We start from the raw sequence: 17,763 nt of genomic DNA on the forward strand, positions 1-17,763 counted from the left end.
CGACACCGGGCACGACACCGGGCACGACACCGGGCACGACACCGGGCACGACACCCGGTACAACACCCGGTACAACACCCGGTACAACACCCGGTACAACACCCGGCACCCGAGCGGGCAGTGCTTCTTCGCAGACGCAAAACCGGGGCGGCTCCGCCGATTCGCAGAATCGGGCGAATTTGTCGCATACCGGAAGCGCAGCGGGAATTTACTGCCTCGCCGCCCTTCTGCTGCTGTTCTTCGGAACCGCTGCCGGAATGTCGGAGAAAAGAGGAAAAACGCGCACTGCGCACAAATAATGCCTGATATATCCGGATAATCACAACGGGTAATCACAAAAGAGTGGGCGAAGCCAAAGCTTCGCCCACTCCCCTTTTCCTGCTTAGGAAATCATTTCTTCCAGCCGGGAAGCGGTGTCTTCGTCGATAATCAGATCAGTGGCCACTCTTGCCCGCAGCGCGGCAAGCAGCGGAACCGCTTTCTCGGTTCCGGAAACCACACATATTCTCCGCTTAATTGCGCGCAGCGCCTCGGGCGTCGGACCGGAGGCCCGCCTGTTCAGCTCCAAATCCGCCCAGGATCCGTCCGCGCGCAAAAGCACCGTGCAGATATCTCCGACCACGCCTTCATCCGCCAAAGACGCCAGCTCGTTATGCGTCAGATACCCGCCGGAATACACCTGCGAAGGAATTTTGGAATCCAGAGCACCCACTCCAAAGACGGCAATATCCGCAGAATTCTGCACTTCACGCACGGAACTGATGGAGCGCTCACGCCAGAGAACCTCACGCGTATCGGCGTAGTCAAAAAATGCCGGCACCGGAAAATGAACCACGGCGGCTCCGTAGGCCCGTCCGAAAGCCTCCATGATTTCACCGGCATAGGGAATACCGGTGCTGTTTTTGTTTGCGGCTCCGTTCAGCTGAACCACAACGGATCCCGAAGCCGATTTTGGCACCAGATGGTCGGAAACGGCAGATACGGTATTCCCCCATGCCACCGCGATCACCGTATTTGGCTGCACCAGATCGGAAATCACCAGACCGGCCATAGTGGCTACGGATGTGAGACGCCGCGCCTCATTTGCCCCCAAAGGAACCGGCACCACATGCGTGCGGATACCGAAATACCGCGAGATACGCATTCCCAGCGTGTCGGCAAGCTCTTTCGGCGGATGCAGGGAAATCTGCACATACCCTTCGTCGCGCGCGGTTTTCACCAGACGCGACACCGTGGAACGGGAGACCCCCAAACGGCGGGCGATAGATTCCATTGTTTCACCCTGCACGTAGTGCATCACAGCGGCTTCATAAGCCAAATTCCTGCGTTCGGGCATTCACTTTCTCCTCTGCGCTTCCTGTTTTTTCTATCTTCTAAAATACACCGAAACAAAGCTAAATTTTAACCATTTAAACAATGACGGTTATGCGTAATTTGCCGTTATCTGAAACCCGTTCCACAGCCGAAAAATACCGATGCACACATGCGCAATTTCGCGGAAAAACAGATTTTTTGTTCTCAAATCCGCCCTGCGCAACCTACCCTGAAACTGTCCGAACGGTATTCCCCGCCGAATACACGCATGCGATAAGGCACGCTGACGGCAGAGAAATCCGTAGGCTTAGGAAACCCACTTCAGAGCGGAAGCCGGTTATGAAACAGATAAATACGGAAGTTGTTGTGATTGGCGGCGGCGCAACGGGTGCCGGCACAATCCGGGATTTGGCAATGCGCGGTTTTAAAGCCGTACTTGTGGAACGCGCCGATCTTGCCCAGGGAACCACGGGGCGGTTCCACGGACTGCTGCACTCGGGGGGACGGTATGTCGTCTCCGATCCCGGCTCCGCCACGGAATGTGCGCAGGAAAATGCGGTGCTGCGCCGGATTCATGCCGATGCCGTGGAAGAAACGGGCGGATTCTTTGTCGTCACCCCGCAGGACAGCGAAGAGCATGCCGACAAATTTCTTCAGGCGGCAAAAAACACCAAAGTGCCTGCGGAAGAAATTTCGGTTGCCCACGCTCTGCGGCGCGAACCGCGTCTGCATCCCGGAATGAAACGCGTTTTTGAAGTCGAAGACGGCACGGTCGACGGATGGCGCATGACGTGGGGCGCGGCAGAATCGGCAAAAGCATACGGGGCACAGATTCTGAGCTATCACCGCGTCACAAAAATCATCACGGAAAACGGAGCCGTCCGGGCGGTAATTGCCCACGGCGAAAAAAGCGGGGAAGACATCCGGATCGAATGCCGGTTTGTAATCAACGCGGGCGGTCCGTGGGCGGGGCAGATCGCGGCGCTCGCCGGAGCGCACGGCGTGGACGTCGTGCCCGGGCGCGGAATCATGGTCGCAATGAACCACCGGCTGGTAAATATGGTTATTAACCGCTGCATTTACCCCGCAGACGGGGATATCATCGTCCCCGGGCACACCGTCTGCATAATCGGCACAACCGACCAGGCGGCGCAGGACCCCGATTTTCTCGAGATTCGCGACGACGAAGTGCAGAAAATGCTGGACGCGGGAGAGGCGATGGTTCCGGGATTCCGCAACTCCCGCGCCGTGCACGTATGGGCAGGAGCCCGTCCGCTGGTTAAAGACAGGCGCGTCAGCGCCTCGGATACCCGGCATATGTCACGCGGCATGTCCGTTATCGACCACAGTTCACGCGACGGCATCGACGGGCTGCTCACAATCGCCGGCGGAAAACTCACCACTTACCGTCTTATGGCAAAAAATGCGGTTGACGCGATGTGTGCCCTGATGGGCGAGGAACGGCCCTGCACCACGGACCGCGAAGAAGTACCGGACGCACAGGGACGCCCCACGCACAAACTTTCCGACCGGCTCAGGCAACGCGAGGCAGACCGGCTGGACGACCAGCTTATCTGCGAGTGCGAACTGGTCACCCGATCCATGGTCGAAAAAGTTCTCACCGCGCAGCCGGAAGCAAATCTGGACGATGTCCGCCGGCAGCTGCGAATCGGCATGGGCCCGTGCCAGGGCACGTTCTGTTCCCTGCGCACGGCAGCCATAATGCACGATTTCCAAAAGAAGCGGCAGCGCGGCAGCGCAGAAGCAGAAAATGCGGCACGCCTGGCGGACCGGAGCAGCACAATGCTCCGCCTCTTCGTGGCAAACAGGCAGCAGGGAATCCGTCCGCTGCTGCACGGCGAACAGCTGCGCGAAGGCGCTCTCGGAAAGTGGGTGCTCAACGGAATATTGGATCTGGACCATCTGCCGGATCCGCAGCCGGAGGCAAAACGCGAAACGGGAGATCTTGCGCTGCTTCACGGACGGCACGACGGACTGCGGCCCAGCGGATTTGAAGCGCAGAGTACCCCCGCCAAACACACGCCCGGAAAGGAGAATGCGCAATGAACCGCACAGCCGTAATCGGAGCCGGAATTGCCGGCCTGAGCACCGCACTTATGCTCTCTGAGGCAGGATATGCCGTTACCCTGTTCTCGCGGGGAATCGGCGGTCTGCTTCAGTCAAACGGAACCATTGACGTTTTGGGATGGGAGAACGGACGGGCCGACAAAACCCCGGTCACCGGCGTGGACAGCGCTTTTGCCCGTTTTACCGCGGAAAATCCCCACCATCCTTATGCCCAAATCGGTCTGGAAAACGTAAAACGGGGAATTGCGCATATAACGCAAAAACTGGATTTTTTTCCGTCATACCGGGAAGAGGAAAAACTGTGCAACGTACTGCTGCCCACCGCCGTCGGCAGCGTCAGACCCACTGCGGTCCTGCCGGAATCAATGCGGCATTCCGTGCTGAAAGACGGCGGTGAATATCTGCTTGCCGGATTTGACCGGCTGAAAGATTTCCCTCTCGAACTTGCCGCAGACAATCTGCGACGCAATCCCCTGGTTCGGGTTAAAGTACGCACAAAACTGCTCGACCTGCCTATTCGCGGCGGTATCGAACGTGATGCGAACGCAACCGTCCATGCCCGCGCTTTCGATTCCCCCGATTCGGCGCTGCGCGAAGAGCTTTGCCGGCAGCTGCGCGGAGAGATACGCCCGGGAGAAACCGTTCTCGTTCCCGCAGTGCTCGGTCTGCGTCCGCAGACATTTCGCACGATAAGCGGCGAACTTGCGGTTCCCGTGGGCGAAATTCCGCTGCCTCCCCCATCCGTTGGCGGACGGCGGATCAGCGACGCGCTGCTCGGCGCCTGCAGGGAAAACAGAGTCGACATCCGGCTCAACTCCACCGTTGTCGGCGCCGTTGCGCAGGGGAAGAGAATTTTGGCTCTGAAAGTCCGGCAGGCAGGGCGCGTGGCACAGATACCCGTGCAGACGGTCACCGACGCGGCGGGGCGCTATGAGTCGGGCAGTATCGTGCGCGATTCGTACGGAAAAATAAAAGAGAGTATTTTTGGCCTGCCTCTCTTTTCACCCGATATTCCGGGCAGGGATTTCGCGGCGGAAAAGATCTACCGCACGGGCGTGGCGGTAAACAGAGACATGAACCCCGTCGACGAATTCGGTAAGCCCGTATTCACAAATCTGTTTTGTGCCGGAGACATCCTCGGCGGCAGCCTGCCCTGGGATGAAAAATCCGGCGAAGGAATCGCACTCGGCAGTGCAGCCGCGGTGTTTGCGGCAATTGAAGGAAAGTGAGATCAGACATGGCAACCGTAAAAAGTTTGGAACACGCCAAGGCATCACTGGCGCGGATCTCTCTGGATTCCTGCGTAAAATGCACGGTCTGCGAGTCCATGTGCCCCGTGCTGGAAGTCACTGCGCTGTTTTCGGGCCCCAAATACGTAGGTCCGCAGGCCGAACGTTTCCGTAACGGAGAGTCGGTAGACCATTCCCTCGGATACTGCTCCGGATGCTCGATCTGCACCACCGTCTGCCCGCAGGGCGTAAAAATTGCGGAAATAAATGCCCGGGCGCGCGCGGTAATGAAAGCCGGCAATATGCCGCTGCGGGATCTGCTGATTACCCAAACCTCTCTGGAAGGGAAACTCATGCAGCCCGTGGCACCGCTGGCGAACGCCGCTCTGTCGATGAAACCCGTGCGCAAAGCCGTGGAAAAAGTACTGGGCGTGCATGCCGAGGCACCCGTGCCGAAAGCACGTTTTCACAGCTTTATGGGATGGTTCCGGAAACACGAAAAGAAACGGGTCGGCCCGTTCCCGAAAGGTCCGATCGTATTTTTCCACGGGTGCGCGGGCGGCTATTTCGAAGTCTCGGCCTCAATCGCCACCGTCGAAGTGCTTGAATTTCTGGGATACGAAGTGCTTGTGCCGAAACAGGGCTGCTGCGGCCTGGCACAGCAGTCCAACGGAATTTTCCGGCAGGCGGAAAAACAGGTGCTCCGGCTTTGCCGGCAGCTGCGCAGCGCGGGCAAAGACCTCACAATTGTTTCTTCTTCCGGTTCCTGCGCGGGTATGCTGCGCCACGAAGCCCACGAAATTATGGGAATCGACGATCCGTCTCTGATTGATGTTGCCTCGCGCACGGTGGAAACCTCGGAGTTCCTGCTGGAGCTGGTGGACAGCGGTCAGTTCCCCACGGAAAAGCTGCGGCGGCGCGATCTTACCATCCCCTATCATCAGCCCTGCCAGGTGAAATCGCAGGGAATCGGGATGCCCGCAATCCGCCTGATGGAAACCGTTCCCGGGGTGAAAGTGGTTGAGTCCGGGCGCCCGTGCTGCGGGATCGCCGGCACGTACGGTCTGAAAAAGGAAAAGTACGAAGTGGCGCAGAAAATCGGAAAACCGCTGTTTGAGATGGTCAAAGAAACAAATCCGCAGCTTGCCGCCTGCGAAACCGAAACATGCCGGTGGCAGATCCGCAAGGGATCCGGCGCGGAGGTCATCCACCCCGTACAGCTGATTCACCACGCTCTGGGTCTTGCGGGCACCGAAAGCCTGTATGGCCCGCATTGGGATAATTTGAAGTAGACTATGATGTATGTCTACCTCACTTTCCGGCGACGGTCTGTTTGATCTGCCTTCAGATTACAGACGTACGCCGCACGCACGCGTAATTTTGGTCACCGGCCCCTCAGGCAGCGGAAAAACACGTTTCGTGCACCGCACCGGTCTTCCGGTGGTTTCGCTGGATGAATTTTATTTTGACGGCGACAGGCCCGGTCTGCCCCGCCGGCATGGCATGGTGGACTGGGATTCCCCGCAGACCTGGGATAAAGCCGCGGCAGTCCGGGCACTCGTGGAGCTGTGCGCGCAGGGCAGCACCACGGTTCCGATTTACGATATTCCTTCCAACGCGCGCGTGGGAGAACGGAAAGTGGAGCTGGACGGCAGACGCTACGTATTGGCGGAGGGGATTTTTGCCGCCGACATTATTGCCGATCTGAAGCGTGAGGGAATTTTGGCCGATGCGCTGTGCATCTGCCGCCCGCGGGTTCAGACATTCTGGTTTCGCCTCATGCGAGATTTGGACGAAGCGCGCAAACCGCTGCCCAACCTGCTGCGGCGCGGGTTTGCGCATTTTCTCAAAGAACCGGCGATGTATGAATACCTGCAGAAAAAAGGGGCACGCCGGGTCTCCTACAGCCGGGCGCAGGAGGTCCTGACGCAAATCCTTGCCGCGCAGCGTTGGGATTAACGGAAAAACGCACGTCATATACCATTTCTCATTTTTTATGACCTTTTATGCACGTTCGTTCATTTGCAGGCAAATACTCCGCAGACAAAACAACCTATGCCATAGTTTATATATGCACGTGTTTCGCATCACAGCGAAGTGAAGCGGGCCTGCATCCATATCCGCAATTTGCATCATAAGGCACTCTGCCTTCAGGGAAGGTACTATCATGTCACTCGGACAGATATTTTTATCCGAATTTATCGGCACCGCACTCCTTATACTGCTCGGCGTCGGCGTCGTCGCCACCACTCTTCTGACCAAATCAAAAGGAAAAGATACCGGATGGCTGCTCATCAACTTTGGATGGGGACTTGCGGTATTTATCGGCGTTTACGCCGCATGGAAAACGGGCGGGCATCTCAATCCCGCCGTCACTCTCGCATTTGTGGCCGCCGGGGCGGGCGAATTTATGCCCGGAATTGCGGTTACGGGAGCGTCTGTGGCCGTCTATATCGCCGCACAGTTCACCGGGGCATTTGTGGGCGCGGTACTGGCCTGGCTCGCCTTTAAGCAGCACTACGACGCACACGAAGACAGCGCCGAAATCCTCGGCACGTTTTCCACCGGGCCGGCAATCCGCGGCTACTTTTGGAACTGCGTGACGGAAACAATCGGCACTTTTGTGCTTGTAGCCTGGGTACTTGTTTCGGGAATGACGAAGAGCGCGGTCGGCCCGCTCGCCGTGGCACTCGTAATCGTTTCCATCGGCGCTTCTCTCGGCGGCCCTACGGGATACGCCATCAATCCCGCCCGCGATCTGGGGCCGCGTATCGCCCATGCCGTTTTGCCGATTAAGCATAAAGGCGGATCCGATTGGGCATACTCCTGGGTGCCGGTCGTCGGCCCGCTGATCGGCGGAATACTGGCAGGCGTACTCTTCGGGCAGAACGCATTAAACATTCTCTCTGTCGGATAACTGCGGCAGACAGACAGATACCGAATATCAAAATCCAAATTTCAACTCTTAAAGGAATCCCAACATGACTGAAAAGAAATACATTCTCGCAATCGATCAGGGCACAACCTCTTCCCGGGCAATCGTTTTTAACCACAGCGGGGAAGTAATAAGCGTAGGGCAGATGGAACACGAACAGATCATGCCCAAAGCAGGCTGGGTGGAGCACAACCCGATGGAAATTGTGAAAAATGTGCGCGAGGTTGTCGGCCACGCCCTGGGCAAAGCCAATATAAACCGGCATGAAGTTGCCGCCGTGGGGATCACCAACCAGCGCGAAACCACGGTAGTCTGGGACAAAACAACCGGCGAGCCCGTATATAACGCCATTGTCTGGCAGGACACGCGCACCGATGAGATCGTGCACGAACTGGCCGGGGCGGAAGGGCCCGATAAATACAAGGAAATATGCGGGCTCGGGCTCGCCACGTATTTCTCCGGCCCGAAGATCAAATGGATTTTGGACAACGTCCCCGGCGCACGGGAAAAAGCGGAAGCGGGCGATCTTCTCTTTGGCAACACCGACTGCTGGGTGATCTGGAATCTCACCGGAGGACCGGACGGCGGCGTACACGTCACCGACGTAACCAACGCTTCGCGTACCATGCTGATGGATGTGCGAAAACTGCAGTGGGACGAAAACATCTGCAAAGATATGGGAATTCCGATGTCTATGCTGCCGCAGATCAGGTCTTCTTCGGAAATTTACGGCTACGGGGCAAAAAACACACTGATTATCGATACGCCGATCGCCGGCGATTTGGGCGATCAGCAGGCAGCCACCTTCGGCCAGGCCTGTTTTGAAAAAGGAATGGCGAAAAACACCTACGGCACCGGCTGCTTTATGCTGATAAACACAGGCGAGGAAGCCATCACCTCCAAAAACGGCCTGCTCACCACCGTATGCTATAAGATAGGCGACAAAAAGGCGGTCTACGCTCTCGAAGGTTCAATCGCGGTAACCGGTTCGCTGGTTCAGTGGCTGCGCGACCAGCTCGGAATTATTTCTTCCGCTGCGGAAATTGAGGAATTGGCGCAGTCCGTGGAAAACAACGGCGGCGTTTACATCGTTCCCGCTTTCTCCGGCCTGTTCGCGCCGTACTGGAAAGATACTGCCCGGGGTGTGATTGTCGGTCTTACACGCTACAACACAAAGGCCCATCTGGCACGTGCCGTACTCGAAGCAACCGCTTTCCAGAGCGCGGAAGTGCTCGAAGCAATGAATGCGGATTCCGGGGTTAATCTCGGGGAGCTGCGCGTAGACGGAGGCATGACGGCAAACTCCGCGCTCATGCAGTTCCAGGCCGATATTCTGGGAGTGCCGGTAGTAAAGCCGAAAGTTGCCGAAACCACCGCGCTCGGAGCGGCATATGCGGCGGGCATTGCCGTCGGATTCTGGAACGGCGAAGAAGACGTCGTGGCCAACTGGCAGGAAGACAGAAGATGGACGCCGCAGATGTGCGGCACCGAAAGAGACCGCCAGATGCGTCTGTGGAAGAAAGCGGTAACACGCACCTTCGACTGGGTGGATGAAGACGTGCGTCAAAACTGAAACGGCTTCTCCTCCGTAAAGGCCGATTTGGTTTTGTGCAGATAAAGGCGGTGGCAGAAAGAAATCTTTCTGCCACCGCCTTTCCGTTTTCCGAAAATGTTTCGCCGCTCTTAAGACTGCTTCACAAACGGGAAAGCAATCGTTTCGCGGATTCCCAGACCCGTCATGGCCATCAGCATCCGGTCAATTCCCATGCCCATGCCGCCCGACGGAGGGAATCCCTGTTCCATCGCCTCAATGAAATCCTCATCGAGCTGCATCGCCTCCGGATCGCCGTTCGCCGCTTCCAGAGACTGCGCAGTCAGGCGCTCGCGCTGAATCACCGGATCCGCCAGTTCCGAATAGGCGGTAGCCGTCTCCACGCCCCGGATATACAGATCCCATTTCTCCGTCAGACCCGGCTTTGAACGGTGATAGCGGGTCAGCGGCGAGGTGTCTTCCGGGAAATCGCGCACGAAAGTGGGCCTGTAGAGCTTATCTCCCACAAGCTCCTCCCAGATATCTTCGACTATTTTCCCGTTTACGGCATAATCTTTGACTTTAATGCCGTGCAGGGCCGCAATTTCGCACAGGCGCGCCCGCGGTGTCTCCACCGTGATTTCTTCGCCCAAAGTCTGCGAAAGAGAGTCGTAAAGGCAGATCCGGTCCCATTCTCCGCCCAGATCGTATTCGCTTCCGTCGGCCAGTGTTACCTTCTCGGAGCCGAACACGTCGCGCGCGGCATTCTGAATCAAATCCTTTGTCAGCTGCGCCATCGTATCGTAAGTGGCGTAAGCCTGGTAGGCCTCCATCGCGGAAAACTCCGGCGAATGCGAGGAATCTGCGCCCTCGTTGCGGAAATTTTTTCCGATCTCATAAACGCGCTCCACGCCGCCCACCACGGCTCTCTTCAGATACAGCTCGGTGGCAATCCTCAGATAAAGATCCTGGTCGTAGGCGTTAATATGGGTGGTAAACGGACGGGCCGCGGCACCTCCGTGCAGCGTCTGCAGAATCGGGGTTTCGATTTCGATAAATTCACGCTCTTCAAAAGTGCGCCGGATGGAACGCATCATGGCTGCCCGAATCCGGATCATGTCCCGCGCGCTCTGCCGCGTGATCAGATCCAGATGACGCTTGCGTACGCGTGTCTCCTCGCTCAGCGTCATCTCTTCCCCGTTTTCGTTCACAAAGGTCTTCGGCAGCGGACGGATGGCCTTGGAAGCCATCTGCCATTCGTGCGCAAAAACAGAGAGCTCGCCGCGTTTGGACGCACCCACGTGACCTTTCGCAAAAATGAAATCACCCAGGTCAACATCACTCTTCAGGGCATCCAGCGCTTCCCTGCCCACATTGGTCAGCGAAAAAATAACCTGCAGCCGCGTACCGTCGCCGGCCTGCAGCGACACAAAAGCAATTTTCCCTGAAGGACGCATCAGCATTACGCGCCCCGCAACCGCCACCGTATCATCCAGTTCTTCCCCCGGGGCAACCTGCGGATATTCTTCCCGCACTTCCTGCAGCGTATGGGTAATCGGAAGCTGCACCGGATACGGATCCCGACCTGCGCAAATCAGACGCTGCCGCTTTTCTTTTCGGATTTTAATCTGCTCCGGCATATCACCGGCGGCAGAAACTGAATTATTATTCATATTTTCACATTCACAGACTGTCGAAGTTGCCATTGTCTCAACATTATTTTAGCGGCAAACACGGAAAAACCGAATTTTCCGCGCTTTGCACGGTCTCTTAAACCGGTAACATTTACCGGAAATCCACTTCCAGATTATCAATCAGACGCGTGCTTCCCACACGGGCGGCCAACACCAGCAATGCCCGGCCGTGCACCTGCTTCTCTCCGTCCAGAATCAGGAAAGTATCCGGATCAACCGCATGCACATAATCGGTTTCGATCAGGGGATTGGCGGCAAGAGCCGCTTTTATCCGTTCGACGGCGGCATCGGCGCCCAAGCCTGCGGCTGCGCCGCTGCGGGCGGCAAACAGACTTTGGGAAAGCGTCTCGGCCGCTTTTTTCTCCTCGGCCGAAAGATATGCATTACGCGAGCTCAGAGCCAGGCCGGAAGCTTCGCGGCGGATCGGCACCGAACAGATCTCCACAGGCAGATCCAAATCGGCCGCCATCGTGCGGATCAGAGCCAGCTGCTGGGCGTCTTTCTGCCCGAAGAACGCTTTCTGCGGCTGCACCAGACTGATTACTTTATGCACAATCTGCAGCACGCCGGCAAAATGCGTGGGGCGCGTTTTGCCTTCCAAAATCCGTGCCACCGGTCCGGGATCTATTCTCACCAGCGGCGTGCGCGGATAAATATCCTCATCGAGGGGAGCATAGACAAGTGCCACATTATGCTGTTCAAGCAGGGCAAGGTCTGCTCCCAACCGACGCGGATACGATTCGTAATCCTCACCCGGCGCAAACTGCAGCGGATTGACGTATATCGATACACAGACGTTGTCCGCCGCTTTTGCCGCTTCCCGCACGAGGCTCAGATGCCCCTCATGCAGTGCACCCATTGTCATTACCAGTGCGCGCGTACCGGAAAGACCGGCGAGCGCCGCTTTTAATTCTGCTTTTGTTCTGACTGTTTTCACGGTTTCAGTTTATTGCGGATTGTTTTCAGATTCATCATCGCCGCTGTGAAGTAGCAAACGCAGTTCGCGGGCGATCGGGGCGGGCAGCACTTTCCTGTCCCGGGCTCGGTTTGCCGTCGCCGTTCCCAATGCACGGTATACCCGAAGAATATCGGGGTCTTTAATCACAGACAGATGCCCGGCCACGGTATTTTTGTCGCCGCGCACTATCGGCCCGGTCAGCAGGGCGTCCCCGGAACTCAAAGCCCCTTCCAAAGCCGCCGTCAGCAGCGGACGCAGATACTGCCCGGGATCTTCCATGCCGATACTCTCCAGCATCCGCCGCGCCTGCGTGACCAGAGTTACCAGATAATTTGCGCCGTGCGTCAAAGCCGCATGATACGTTTCCCGGTCCGCATTATCGATCAGATAGGGCTCTCCGCCCATTTCCCCGACCAGCGCCCGGCCCACCGTCTGCATAATACCCGCGGCAGTCACGGCAAACGGGCATCCCTGCAGCCGCATCAGGTCCAAAGAGGTACCGGTGAAAGTCATCGCCGGATGAATCGCCAGGCACATTGCCCCCGCGCGCGCGGCCGGTTCCAGGACTTCCGTTCCGAATCTGCCGGCCGTATGCACAACAATCCGGGAAGGTTTCCAAATATCTAGTTTCGCCAAACCGGAAACCAGCCCGGGCAGCTCGTCATCGGGAACAGCCAGCAGTACCAACTCCGCACGCTGCGCAATTTCCGTAACGGGCAGTGCGGGCACACCCGGCAAAAGCAGTTCCAGGCGGTCGAGAGACGCCTCCGAAGACGCATATGCACCGATAATTTCATGCCCTTTGGAGCGCAGTGCGGCCCCGAGCACAGACCCTACTTTCCCCGCGGAAATAATCCCGATTTTCATTCTTCCCGTGTTATTCACCGGCTGTCCCCACTGTCTTTTCTCTCTTTATTTTCCCTGTGTTTTGCGCGGCGGAGCCGAAAAGAACACGGCGTTTCCACCCGTCAAGGCTTTCCGATACGCCTTTTTTCCGCGCACGCGCGGCAGTCAGGTTTTCCGCACGCAGGAAATTCTCCACAAAATCACGTGTGTAATTTTTGCACCTGGATTTGACGATTCCGTTTACCAAATGAACGCGGAAAGAAGCCAGTCCCAGCCTGCCCTGCAGCGGACCGACGCTCATTCCCGTTGCCTGCAGGTGATCCTGCAGGATAAACGTCACCCTGCGCCGCCATCTTCCCGAACGGATCAGCAGCACCTTTTCGGAAGCAAAGATTCCTCTGCCCGGACCGGTAACGGGATCCAGAATTCTTCCCCGGGCGGGAGCACCCGTAATGTATTTCCCGCTTCCGCTGCCGGCGAGAGCCTCCCGCAGCAGCTCCCCGGCGTCGTCCACACCCAAATCCGGAATTACCGTCCACAGAAGGCCCAGCACTTCGGGCAGCGTACCTGCCGGAACAAAACCCGTGCTGCTCAGATCGTCTTTGTCGCTCTGCGTGCTTCCTCCCGCAACCAGCACATTGACCGTCCACCAGTCGAAACGGCGCCACATAAACGGCTGTATCAATTCCACTGCATGAATCCGCTGCGGCGGTATGGTCCGTGTTCTGACCATGGTCAGCCCATAGCGGCGGCGCAGACCGTGATCCGAGATATAGATACGCGTGCCGAAATCTTTAAACATGGATCTCAGCAGACCGGCGACAATCGTCAGACATATGACAAACAACGTAATATAGCTTTTCGACGCGGAGATGCCGGCGCCGGCCACACAGAGCAACACAACAACTGCGGGCAGCCGGGAGCAGAGGTCCGTAAACAGCTGCCTGAAAAACGGAAGTTCGTAAATCTGCAGATCGTTTTCCGCGTCGTCGGCATCCAAAATGGGTATTTCGGGGAGGACCGGCGTTTCCGCCAAAGAATTTTCCCCGGCAGAGCCGTCGCGGGGAAGATCGGTATCCGGGGGAATATACGGCCGGCCCATGCGCACTGCGTCGGCGGCCTTCAGAACTTCCGCACGCACCTTTGCGCATTCTGCCAAACGCAGCAGACCCAGCTCAATATCTTCTTCATTCGAAGCGGAAGATATTTTCACCGAGCCGAAACCGAAAATCCGGCCGAGAAATTTTTGCTGCACATCTACCGTATGAATTCTCTCCCAGGGAATCTGCCGGTGTTTTTTGCGGATAATTCCCTGCCGCAGATGAACCCCGGAATCCGTGAGGGCATAGGTTTTGTTCCGCCAGGAGAAATAAGCCGCCGCAATGATCAAAATGCTGAACACGCAGAACGCCAAAACCACACAGGCAAGAACAAATCCGCTTCCGAAATAACGCAGAACATCAAAAAACCGGGCCTGTTCATTTTCCGCGATATTTTTTATAACGGAATAGCAGAATGTGCCTATGGCCGCCCAGAACGCCCCAAAGGACGCAAAAGGGGTAATTTTATGAAACCTCCGCCACAGGCGGGGATCTATTTCATCCCCGAGAGGCGTCTTATTTTCATTTTTGCTCACAGGCCCTCCATTTTTGCGTTACCCAGCCGGGTGAGCTCTTTACGCAGATTCTGCGCGTCGTGCAGCCGAATACCGGGAATTGAAATATCGGCGTCCGCGGAAGCGGTCACAAATTTTATCTCCGCCAGCCCGTAGTGCCCCAAAACAGGACCCGATTCCACGTTTACCGTCTGCATTCTTCCGTACGGCACAACAACCAGCCTGCGAAACATAATTCCTTTGCGCACAAGCAGTTCGTCGGCGCCAAGCAGATATCCGACAGCGCGCGCCCGGCGGCGGGCCACGGCGAGCAGCGCAGCCGTGACACACAGAACCGCAAGCAGCAGGGCACACACAACGCAGAGCACTGCCGCCGACTCCCTGAAAAAGAAGCCCGCAGCCGCAAGCAGCAGGGCACATATTCCAAAACCGAACAGTGCCGCGATACGCAAAACTTTGAAATAATTTTCGTCAACACCCTGAAATTCCATTTCAGAGCCAAGGGCGGTGCGCATTTTCTGCTCCCATTCTCCGTATTTCGTAAACGATATTATTTTACACACGGCACCGCGGAAACATATCCGAATCTTTGGTTCGGCAGTATGAATATCCGCAGAAAGCAGATGCCAAAACCCAGCGAAATCAGGCGTGCGCGCCCGGCGGCGGGCAGGAGCCGGAGCCGTCGGCGGAATCCGAAACCGCACACCAATGTTCAACGGTCACTCCCGCTGCCGCCAAAACAAATGCGGCGAGCGCGAAACAGACAAAATTAACGCACTGCGCCGCCGGGAACGGGGCATCGGAACGGATAAAATAAGACACGGCCACACCTGCCGCACCGCCGGACAAAAATATCCCCGTTCGCGATGCGGCCAGCGAAAGAACCCAAATCCGGGCAGCTCCCAGCGCGTCCACGGATTTTTTCCCCTGTTTGTATGCACGCACCCGCATTCCCTGCACGAAAACGAAAACGGCGATTGCCGCAGGCACCGAAAACGCAAAGAAAGGAATCACAAACACGGGCGTACCGCCGCGGAGAAAAATATCCGCAATCAGAAAGGCACACACGGCAGCGGATGCTCCCACGGCAGCCAGCAGCCGAAGGGAAGTGGTCTGTGCCGGGGCGGGCGGGTCGGAAAATCGGGATCCCATTAAAGGCCCTCCTCAGTCAAAACGGGGGAAAGGAAAGCCGTTCCCGTCCTCTTCGCCGCTTTCGTCCGCGCCGCCGTCGGCGGAAGTATCGCAGGAGTATTTTCCCGAGGCGAAATCAAAATCGTTGAACGGATCGGGGCGCTTGCTCACGATTTGCGGCGCTCCGCCCGGAATTTCCCGTATCCAATCGGTAAGGGCACGGTCTTTCAGCCTGGCATTCGGCACTATTTCCGCCCACGGATCGAGCACAAAACGGCGCAGATGGGCATACGGATGGGGAAGAATCAGTTCCGGATCCTGCGATGTCATGCCCTCAATCTCAACGATGTCCAAATCCAATGTCCGCGCACCCCAGTGTCCGGCGCGCACACGCCCGTATTCGTTTTCTATCTCGTGCAGCTCCTGCAGCAGTTCCAGAGGCGAATGCAGATATCTGCCCACGATCACCGCATTTATATAATCCGGCTGCGGGTCCTGCCCGGGAGCAAGAACCGGCGCGCTGCGGTAAAGACTCGAGCACTCCGCATCGTACAAAACCGTGCAGGCAATTTTCCCCATCGCTTCCCATACTGCGGATTCCGGATCGCCCAGATTGCCTCCCAGCGCGATTACAACCCGGTAGGGACCGTCGGTGAGCAGCTGTCCTTCGCGGAAAACGCTTACTTTCACATCGTCGAAATCCTGAGGCAGCGGCGCCCGGGGTTTATGCACCGTTACTTTTGCGCAGCGCACGCCCAAATCCAAAACATCTTGCGCAATCAGATCCGCCAAAGTTTCGATCAGATTCAGGTGGGGTCCCTCAATCCGCGCCACCGCCGCGGCAGCCACATCCGCATAGGAAACGGTTTTTTTAATGTCGTCTGCGGCGATTGCCTCTTCCGTGCACAGATAATAGGAAACGTCCACGCTGAATTTCTGCGGTTTGTGGTGTTCAAAATCCAGCACGCCGTGCGTACCGTAGGCGGTTATGCCCCGCACGCTGATTTTGTCTGTTTTCATTATCGCGTCTCCCGTGTTTTGCCCAGCTTCTCCGCCGTCGCCACGGCCTGCGCACTGGCCTGCACATTATGCACGCGCACGGCCCACACCCCCATGCCGGAGAGAAACGCGCTTATAACCGCCGTAGCGGTGTCCCGCTGCGGGAAAGAACTTTCCGCTCCGCACACCGCCTGCAGGAAGCGCTTGCGCGACTGGCCGATCAGCACCCTGTGCCCGGTATTCACAAACATTTCCGTGTGCCGCAGCAGTTCCCAGTCCTGATCTCCCAATTTGGCAAATCCCAGTCCGGGATCCAGAATAATTTTTTGGGCATCGATTCCTGCCGCAACTGCCCTGTCCCGCGCCCGCAGCAGCTCCGCAAGAACGGTCTGCGCCACACCGGATTCGTAATTGCTGAGACTGTTCATCGTCCGGGCATTGCCGCGTCCGTGCTGTAGAATGTACTCACATCCCAAATCGGCAACGGCGGCAAACATTTCCGGATCGCCTTTCCCGCCGGTTACGTCGTTCACGATCTTCGCTCCCGCCCGCACGGCCAGCTCCGCAGTCCGGGCATGGTACGTATCGACCGACACGCAGCCTTCCCGGGCGAGATCCGTGACCACCGGAGCAATTCTGTCCCATTCGGTTGCCGAATCCAGACTCCGTGCTCCCGGGCGCGTGGATTCGCCTCCGATATCCAGCACGTCTGCTCCCAGGCAGAGCAGCGAGCGCCCGTGCGCAACGGCTTTCTCGGGAGTATCCCACATCCCGCCGTCGGAAAAAGAATCCGGCGTCACATTTACAATCCCCATTATTTTCATCGTTTTGCCGCCATAATCAAACTCATTGCCTCCGCACGTGCAGCCGAATCATGCAAAATTCCCCTCACGGCCGACGTCACCGTGCGCGAGGCGGGTTTGCGCACGCCGCGCATCGTCATACACATATGCTCGGCTTCAATCACCACGATCACTCCCCGGGCGGCAAGCACCTGCGAAAGCGCCTCCGCCACCTGGCCCGTGAGCCGTTCCTGCACCTGCGGACGGCGGGCGTATCCTTCCACCAGCCGTGCCAGCTTCGACAGGCCCGTAACTTTCCCTTCTTCGCAGGGAATGTATCCGATATGTGCCACACCGAAAAACGGCAGCAGATGATGCTCACACATCGAATACAGCGCGATGTCGCGCACAACGATCAGTTCCTGATGGTTGATGTCGAATGTGGTCTGCAAAACCTGTGCCGGATCGCTTTGCAGGCCGGAAAAAATCTCGCGGTATGAACGCGCGATACGCAAAGGCGTCCCGCGCAGTCCTTCGCGCCCCGGATCCTCACCGATGGCCACGAGCAGGTCATAAACTGCTTTTTCCACTCCGTCGGCATCGTAGATACCACAGTGCGTCTGTTTTGCCTGTGCGCCCAT

The 17,763-nt window shown here is 57.3% G+C and carries 17 protein-coding genes; 7 read left to right on the forward strand and 10 right to left on the reverse strand.

The features are described from left to right. Positions 1 to 299, forward strand: a 299-nt coding sequence (locus tag HMPREF1631_RS07240; RefSeq protein ID WP_034232895.1) for a hypothetical protein, incomplete at its 5' end; no start/stop codon positions are given. 83 nt (positions 300 to 382) lie between these two features. Here the strand turns inward: HMPREF1631_RS07240 and HMPREF1631_RS04290 are convergent. Beyond that, a complete protein-coding gene (locus tag HMPREF1631_RS04290) occupies positions 383 to 1,336 on the reverse strand; it encodes a sugar-binding transcriptional regulator (protein WP_034232897.1) in 954 nt (317 codons plus the stop codon). A gap of 317 nt (positions 1,337 to 1,653) precedes the next feature. Between HMPREF1631_RS04290 and glpA the strand changes: the two genes are divergently transcribed. The 6 genes from glpA (at position 1,654) to glpK (ending at position 9,139) form a co-directional block, all read left to right on the forward strand. Further along, positions 1,654 to 3,381 (forward strand): anaerobic glycerol-3-phosphate dehydrogenase subunit GlpA, encoded by a 1,728-nt coding sequence (gene glpA / locus HMPREF1631_RS04295; RefSeq protein WP_084707437.1) that lies wholly within the window; start codon positions 1,654 to 1,656, stop codon positions 3,379 to 3,381. After that, entirely contained in the window at positions 3,378 to 4,631 is a 1,254-nt protein-coding gene (glpB, locus tag HMPREF1631_RS04300) for a glycerol-3-phosphate dehydrogenase subunit GlpB (RefSeq protein WP_034232899.1), read from the forward strand. The genes glpA and glpB overlap by 4 nt, the downstream gene beginning before the upstream one ends. An 8-nt stretch (positions 4,632 to 4,639) precedes the next feature. Next, complete coding sequence (locus HMPREF1631_RS04305) at positions 4,640 to 5,923, forward strand: anaerobic glycerol-3-phosphate dehydrogenase subunit C (protein ID WP_034232901.1); 1,284 nt, start codon at positions 4,640 to 4,642, stop codon at positions 5,921 to 5,923. Positions 5,924 to 5,933: 10 nt separating this feature from the next. Further along, positions 5,934 to 6,590, forward strand: a complete 657-nt coding sequence (locus HMPREF1631_RS04310; RefSeq protein ID WP_034232903.1) for a uridine kinase — start codon at positions 5,934 to 5,936, stop codon at positions 6,588 to 6,590. 208 nt (positions 6,591 to 6,798) lie between these two features. Beyond that, positions 6,799 to 7,548, forward strand: a complete 750-nt coding sequence (locus HMPREF1631_RS04315; protein ID WP_034232905.1) for an MIP/aquaporin family protein — start codon at positions 6,799 to 6,801, stop codon at positions 7,546 to 7,548. Positions 7,549 to 7,612: 64 nt separating this feature from the next. Next, the gene (glpK, locus tag HMPREF1631_RS04320; protein ID WP_034232906.1) at positions 7,613 to 9,139 is read left to right on the forward strand and encodes a glycerol kinase GlpK; all 1,527 of its coding nucleotides are present in this window, start codon (positions 7,613 to 7,615) and stop codon (positions 9,137 to 9,139) included. Positions 9,140 to 9,249: 110 nt separating this feature from the next. On the opposite strand, the gene lysS is transcribed toward glpK, so the two are convergent. The 9 genes from lysS to folE form a co-directional block, all read right to left on the reverse strand. Further along, complete coding sequence (lysS, locus tag HMPREF1631_RS04325; RefSeq protein ID WP_034232908.1) at positions 9,250 to 10,770, reverse strand: lysine--tRNA ligase; 1,521 nt, start codon at positions 10,768 to 10,770, stop codon at positions 9,250 to 9,252. 112 nt (positions 10,771 to 10,882) lie between these two features. Continuing rightward, positions 10,883 to 11,728 (reverse strand): pantoate--beta-alanine ligase, encoded by an 846-nt coding sequence (panC, locus tag HMPREF1631_RS04330; RefSeq protein WP_034232910.1) that lies wholly within the window; start codon positions 11,726 to 11,728, stop codon positions 10,883 to 10,885. Between the two features lie 9 nt (positions 11,729 to 11,737). Then, positions 11,738 to 12,616, reverse strand: coding sequence for a Rossmann-like and DUF2520 domain-containing protein (locus HMPREF1631_RS04335; protein WP_034233261.1), 879 nt, complete (start codon positions 12,614 to 12,616; stop codon positions 11,738 to 11,740). Between the two features lie 10 nt (positions 12,617 to 12,626). Then, positions 12,627 to 14,231 (reverse strand): PH domain-containing protein, encoded by a 1,605-nt coding sequence (locus HMPREF1631_RS04340; RefSeq protein WP_034232912.1) that lies wholly within the window; start codon positions 14,229 to 14,231, stop codon positions 12,627 to 12,629. Next, a complete protein-coding gene (locus HMPREF1631_RS06815; RefSeq protein WP_156956230.1) occupies positions 14,228 to 14,725 on the reverse strand; it encodes a PH domain-containing protein in 498 nt (165 codons plus the stop codon). Before HMPREF1631_RS06815 ends, HMPREF1631_RS04340 begins: the two co-directional genes overlap by 4 nt. Before the next feature lie 127 nt (positions 14,726 to 14,852). After that, positions 14,853 to 15,362: a DUF3180 domain-containing protein gene (locus HMPREF1631_RS04350; RefSeq protein ID WP_034232914.1), complete on the reverse strand. Its 510-nt coding sequence runs from the start codon at positions 15,360 to 15,362 to the stop codon at positions 14,853 to 14,855. Between the two features lie 12 nt (positions 15,363 to 15,374). Then, positions 15,375 to 16,361, reverse strand: a complete 987-nt coding sequence (gene folK / locus HMPREF1631_RS04355; RefSeq protein WP_052047078.1) for a 2-amino-4-hydroxy-6-hydroxymethyldihydropteridine diphosphokinase — start codon at positions 16,359 to 16,361, stop codon at positions 15,375 to 15,377. Then, entirely contained in the window at positions 16,361 to 17,155 is a 795-nt protein-coding gene (gene folP / locus HMPREF1631_RS04360) for a dihydropteroate synthase (protein WP_232215429.1), read from the reverse strand. Before folP ends, folK begins: the two co-directional genes overlap by 1 nt. 5 nt (positions 17,156 to 17,160) lie before the next feature. Next, on the reverse strand, positions 17,161 to 17,763 hold the full coding sequence (folE, locus tag HMPREF1631_RS04365) for a GTP cyclohydrolase I FolE (RefSeq protein ID WP_052047080.1): 603 nt from the start codon (positions 17,761 to 17,763) through the stop codon (positions 17,161 to 17,163).

The sequence above is a fragment of the Arcanobacterium sp. S3PF19 genome (assembly GCF_000758825.1).
Taxonomy (GTDB): domain Bacteria; phylum Actinomycetota; class Actinomycetes; order Actinomycetales; family Actinomycetaceae; genus Arcanobacterium_A.

What these genes read in the sequence shown, in the direction of transcription:
- HMPREF1631_RS04290 (WP_034232897.1), bottom strand. Translation starts at nt 1,336, where the DNA reads ATGCCCGAACGCAGGAATTTGGCTTATGAAGCCGCTGTGATGCACTAC.
- glpA (WP_084707437.1), top strand. Translation starts at nt 1,654, where the DNA reads ATGAAACAGATAAATACGGAAGTTGTTGTGATTGGCGGCGGCGCAACG.
- glpB (WP_034232899.1), top strand. Translation starts at nt 3,378, where the DNA reads ATGAACCGCACAGCCGTAATCGGAGCCGGAATTGCCGGCCTGAGCACC.
- HMPREF1631_RS04305 (WP_034232901.1), top strand. Translation starts at nt 4,640, where the DNA reads ATGGCAACCGTAAAAAGTTTGGAACACGCCAAGGCATCACTGGCGCGG.
- HMPREF1631_RS04310 (WP_034232903.1), top strand. Translation starts at nt 5,934, where the DNA reads ATGTCTACCTCACTTTCCGGCGACGGTCTGTTTGATCTGCCTTCAGAT.
- HMPREF1631_RS04315 (WP_034232905.1), top strand. Translation starts at nt 6,799, where the DNA reads ATGTCACTCGGACAGATATTTTTATCCGAATTTATCGGCACCGCACTC.
- glpK (WP_034232906.1), top strand. Translation starts at nt 7,613, where the DNA reads ATGACTGAAAAGAAATACATTCTCGCAATCGATCAGGGCACAACCTCT.
- lysS (WP_034232908.1), bottom strand. Translation starts at nt 10,770, where the DNA reads ATGAATAATAATTCAGTTTCTGCCGCCGGTGATATGCCGGAGCAGATT.
- HMPREF1631_RS04335 (WP_034233261.1), bottom strand. Translation starts at nt 12,616, where the DNA reads ATGAAAATCGGGATTATTTCCGCGGGGAAAGTAGGGTCTGTGCTCGGG.
- HMPREF1631_RS06815 (WP_156956230.1), bottom strand. Translation starts at nt 14,725, where the DNA reads ATGCGCACCGCCCTTGGCTCTGAAATGGAATTTCAGGGTGTTGACGAA.
- HMPREF1631_RS04350 (WP_034232914.1), bottom strand. Translation starts at nt 15,362, where the DNA reads ATGGGATCCCGATTTTCCGACCCGCCCGCCCCGGCACAGACCACTTCC.
- folK (WP_052047078.1), bottom strand. Translation starts at nt 16,361, where the DNA reads ATGAAAACAGACAAAATCAGCGTGCGGGGCATAACCGCCTACGGTACG.
- folP (WP_232215429.1), bottom strand. Translation starts at nt 17,155, where the DNA reads ATGGGGATTGTAAATGTGACGCCGGATTCTTTTTCCGACGGCGGGATG.
- folE (WP_052047080.1), bottom strand. Translation starts at nt 17,763, where the DNA reads ATGGGCGCACAGGCAAAACAGACGCACTGTGGTATCTACGATGCCGAC.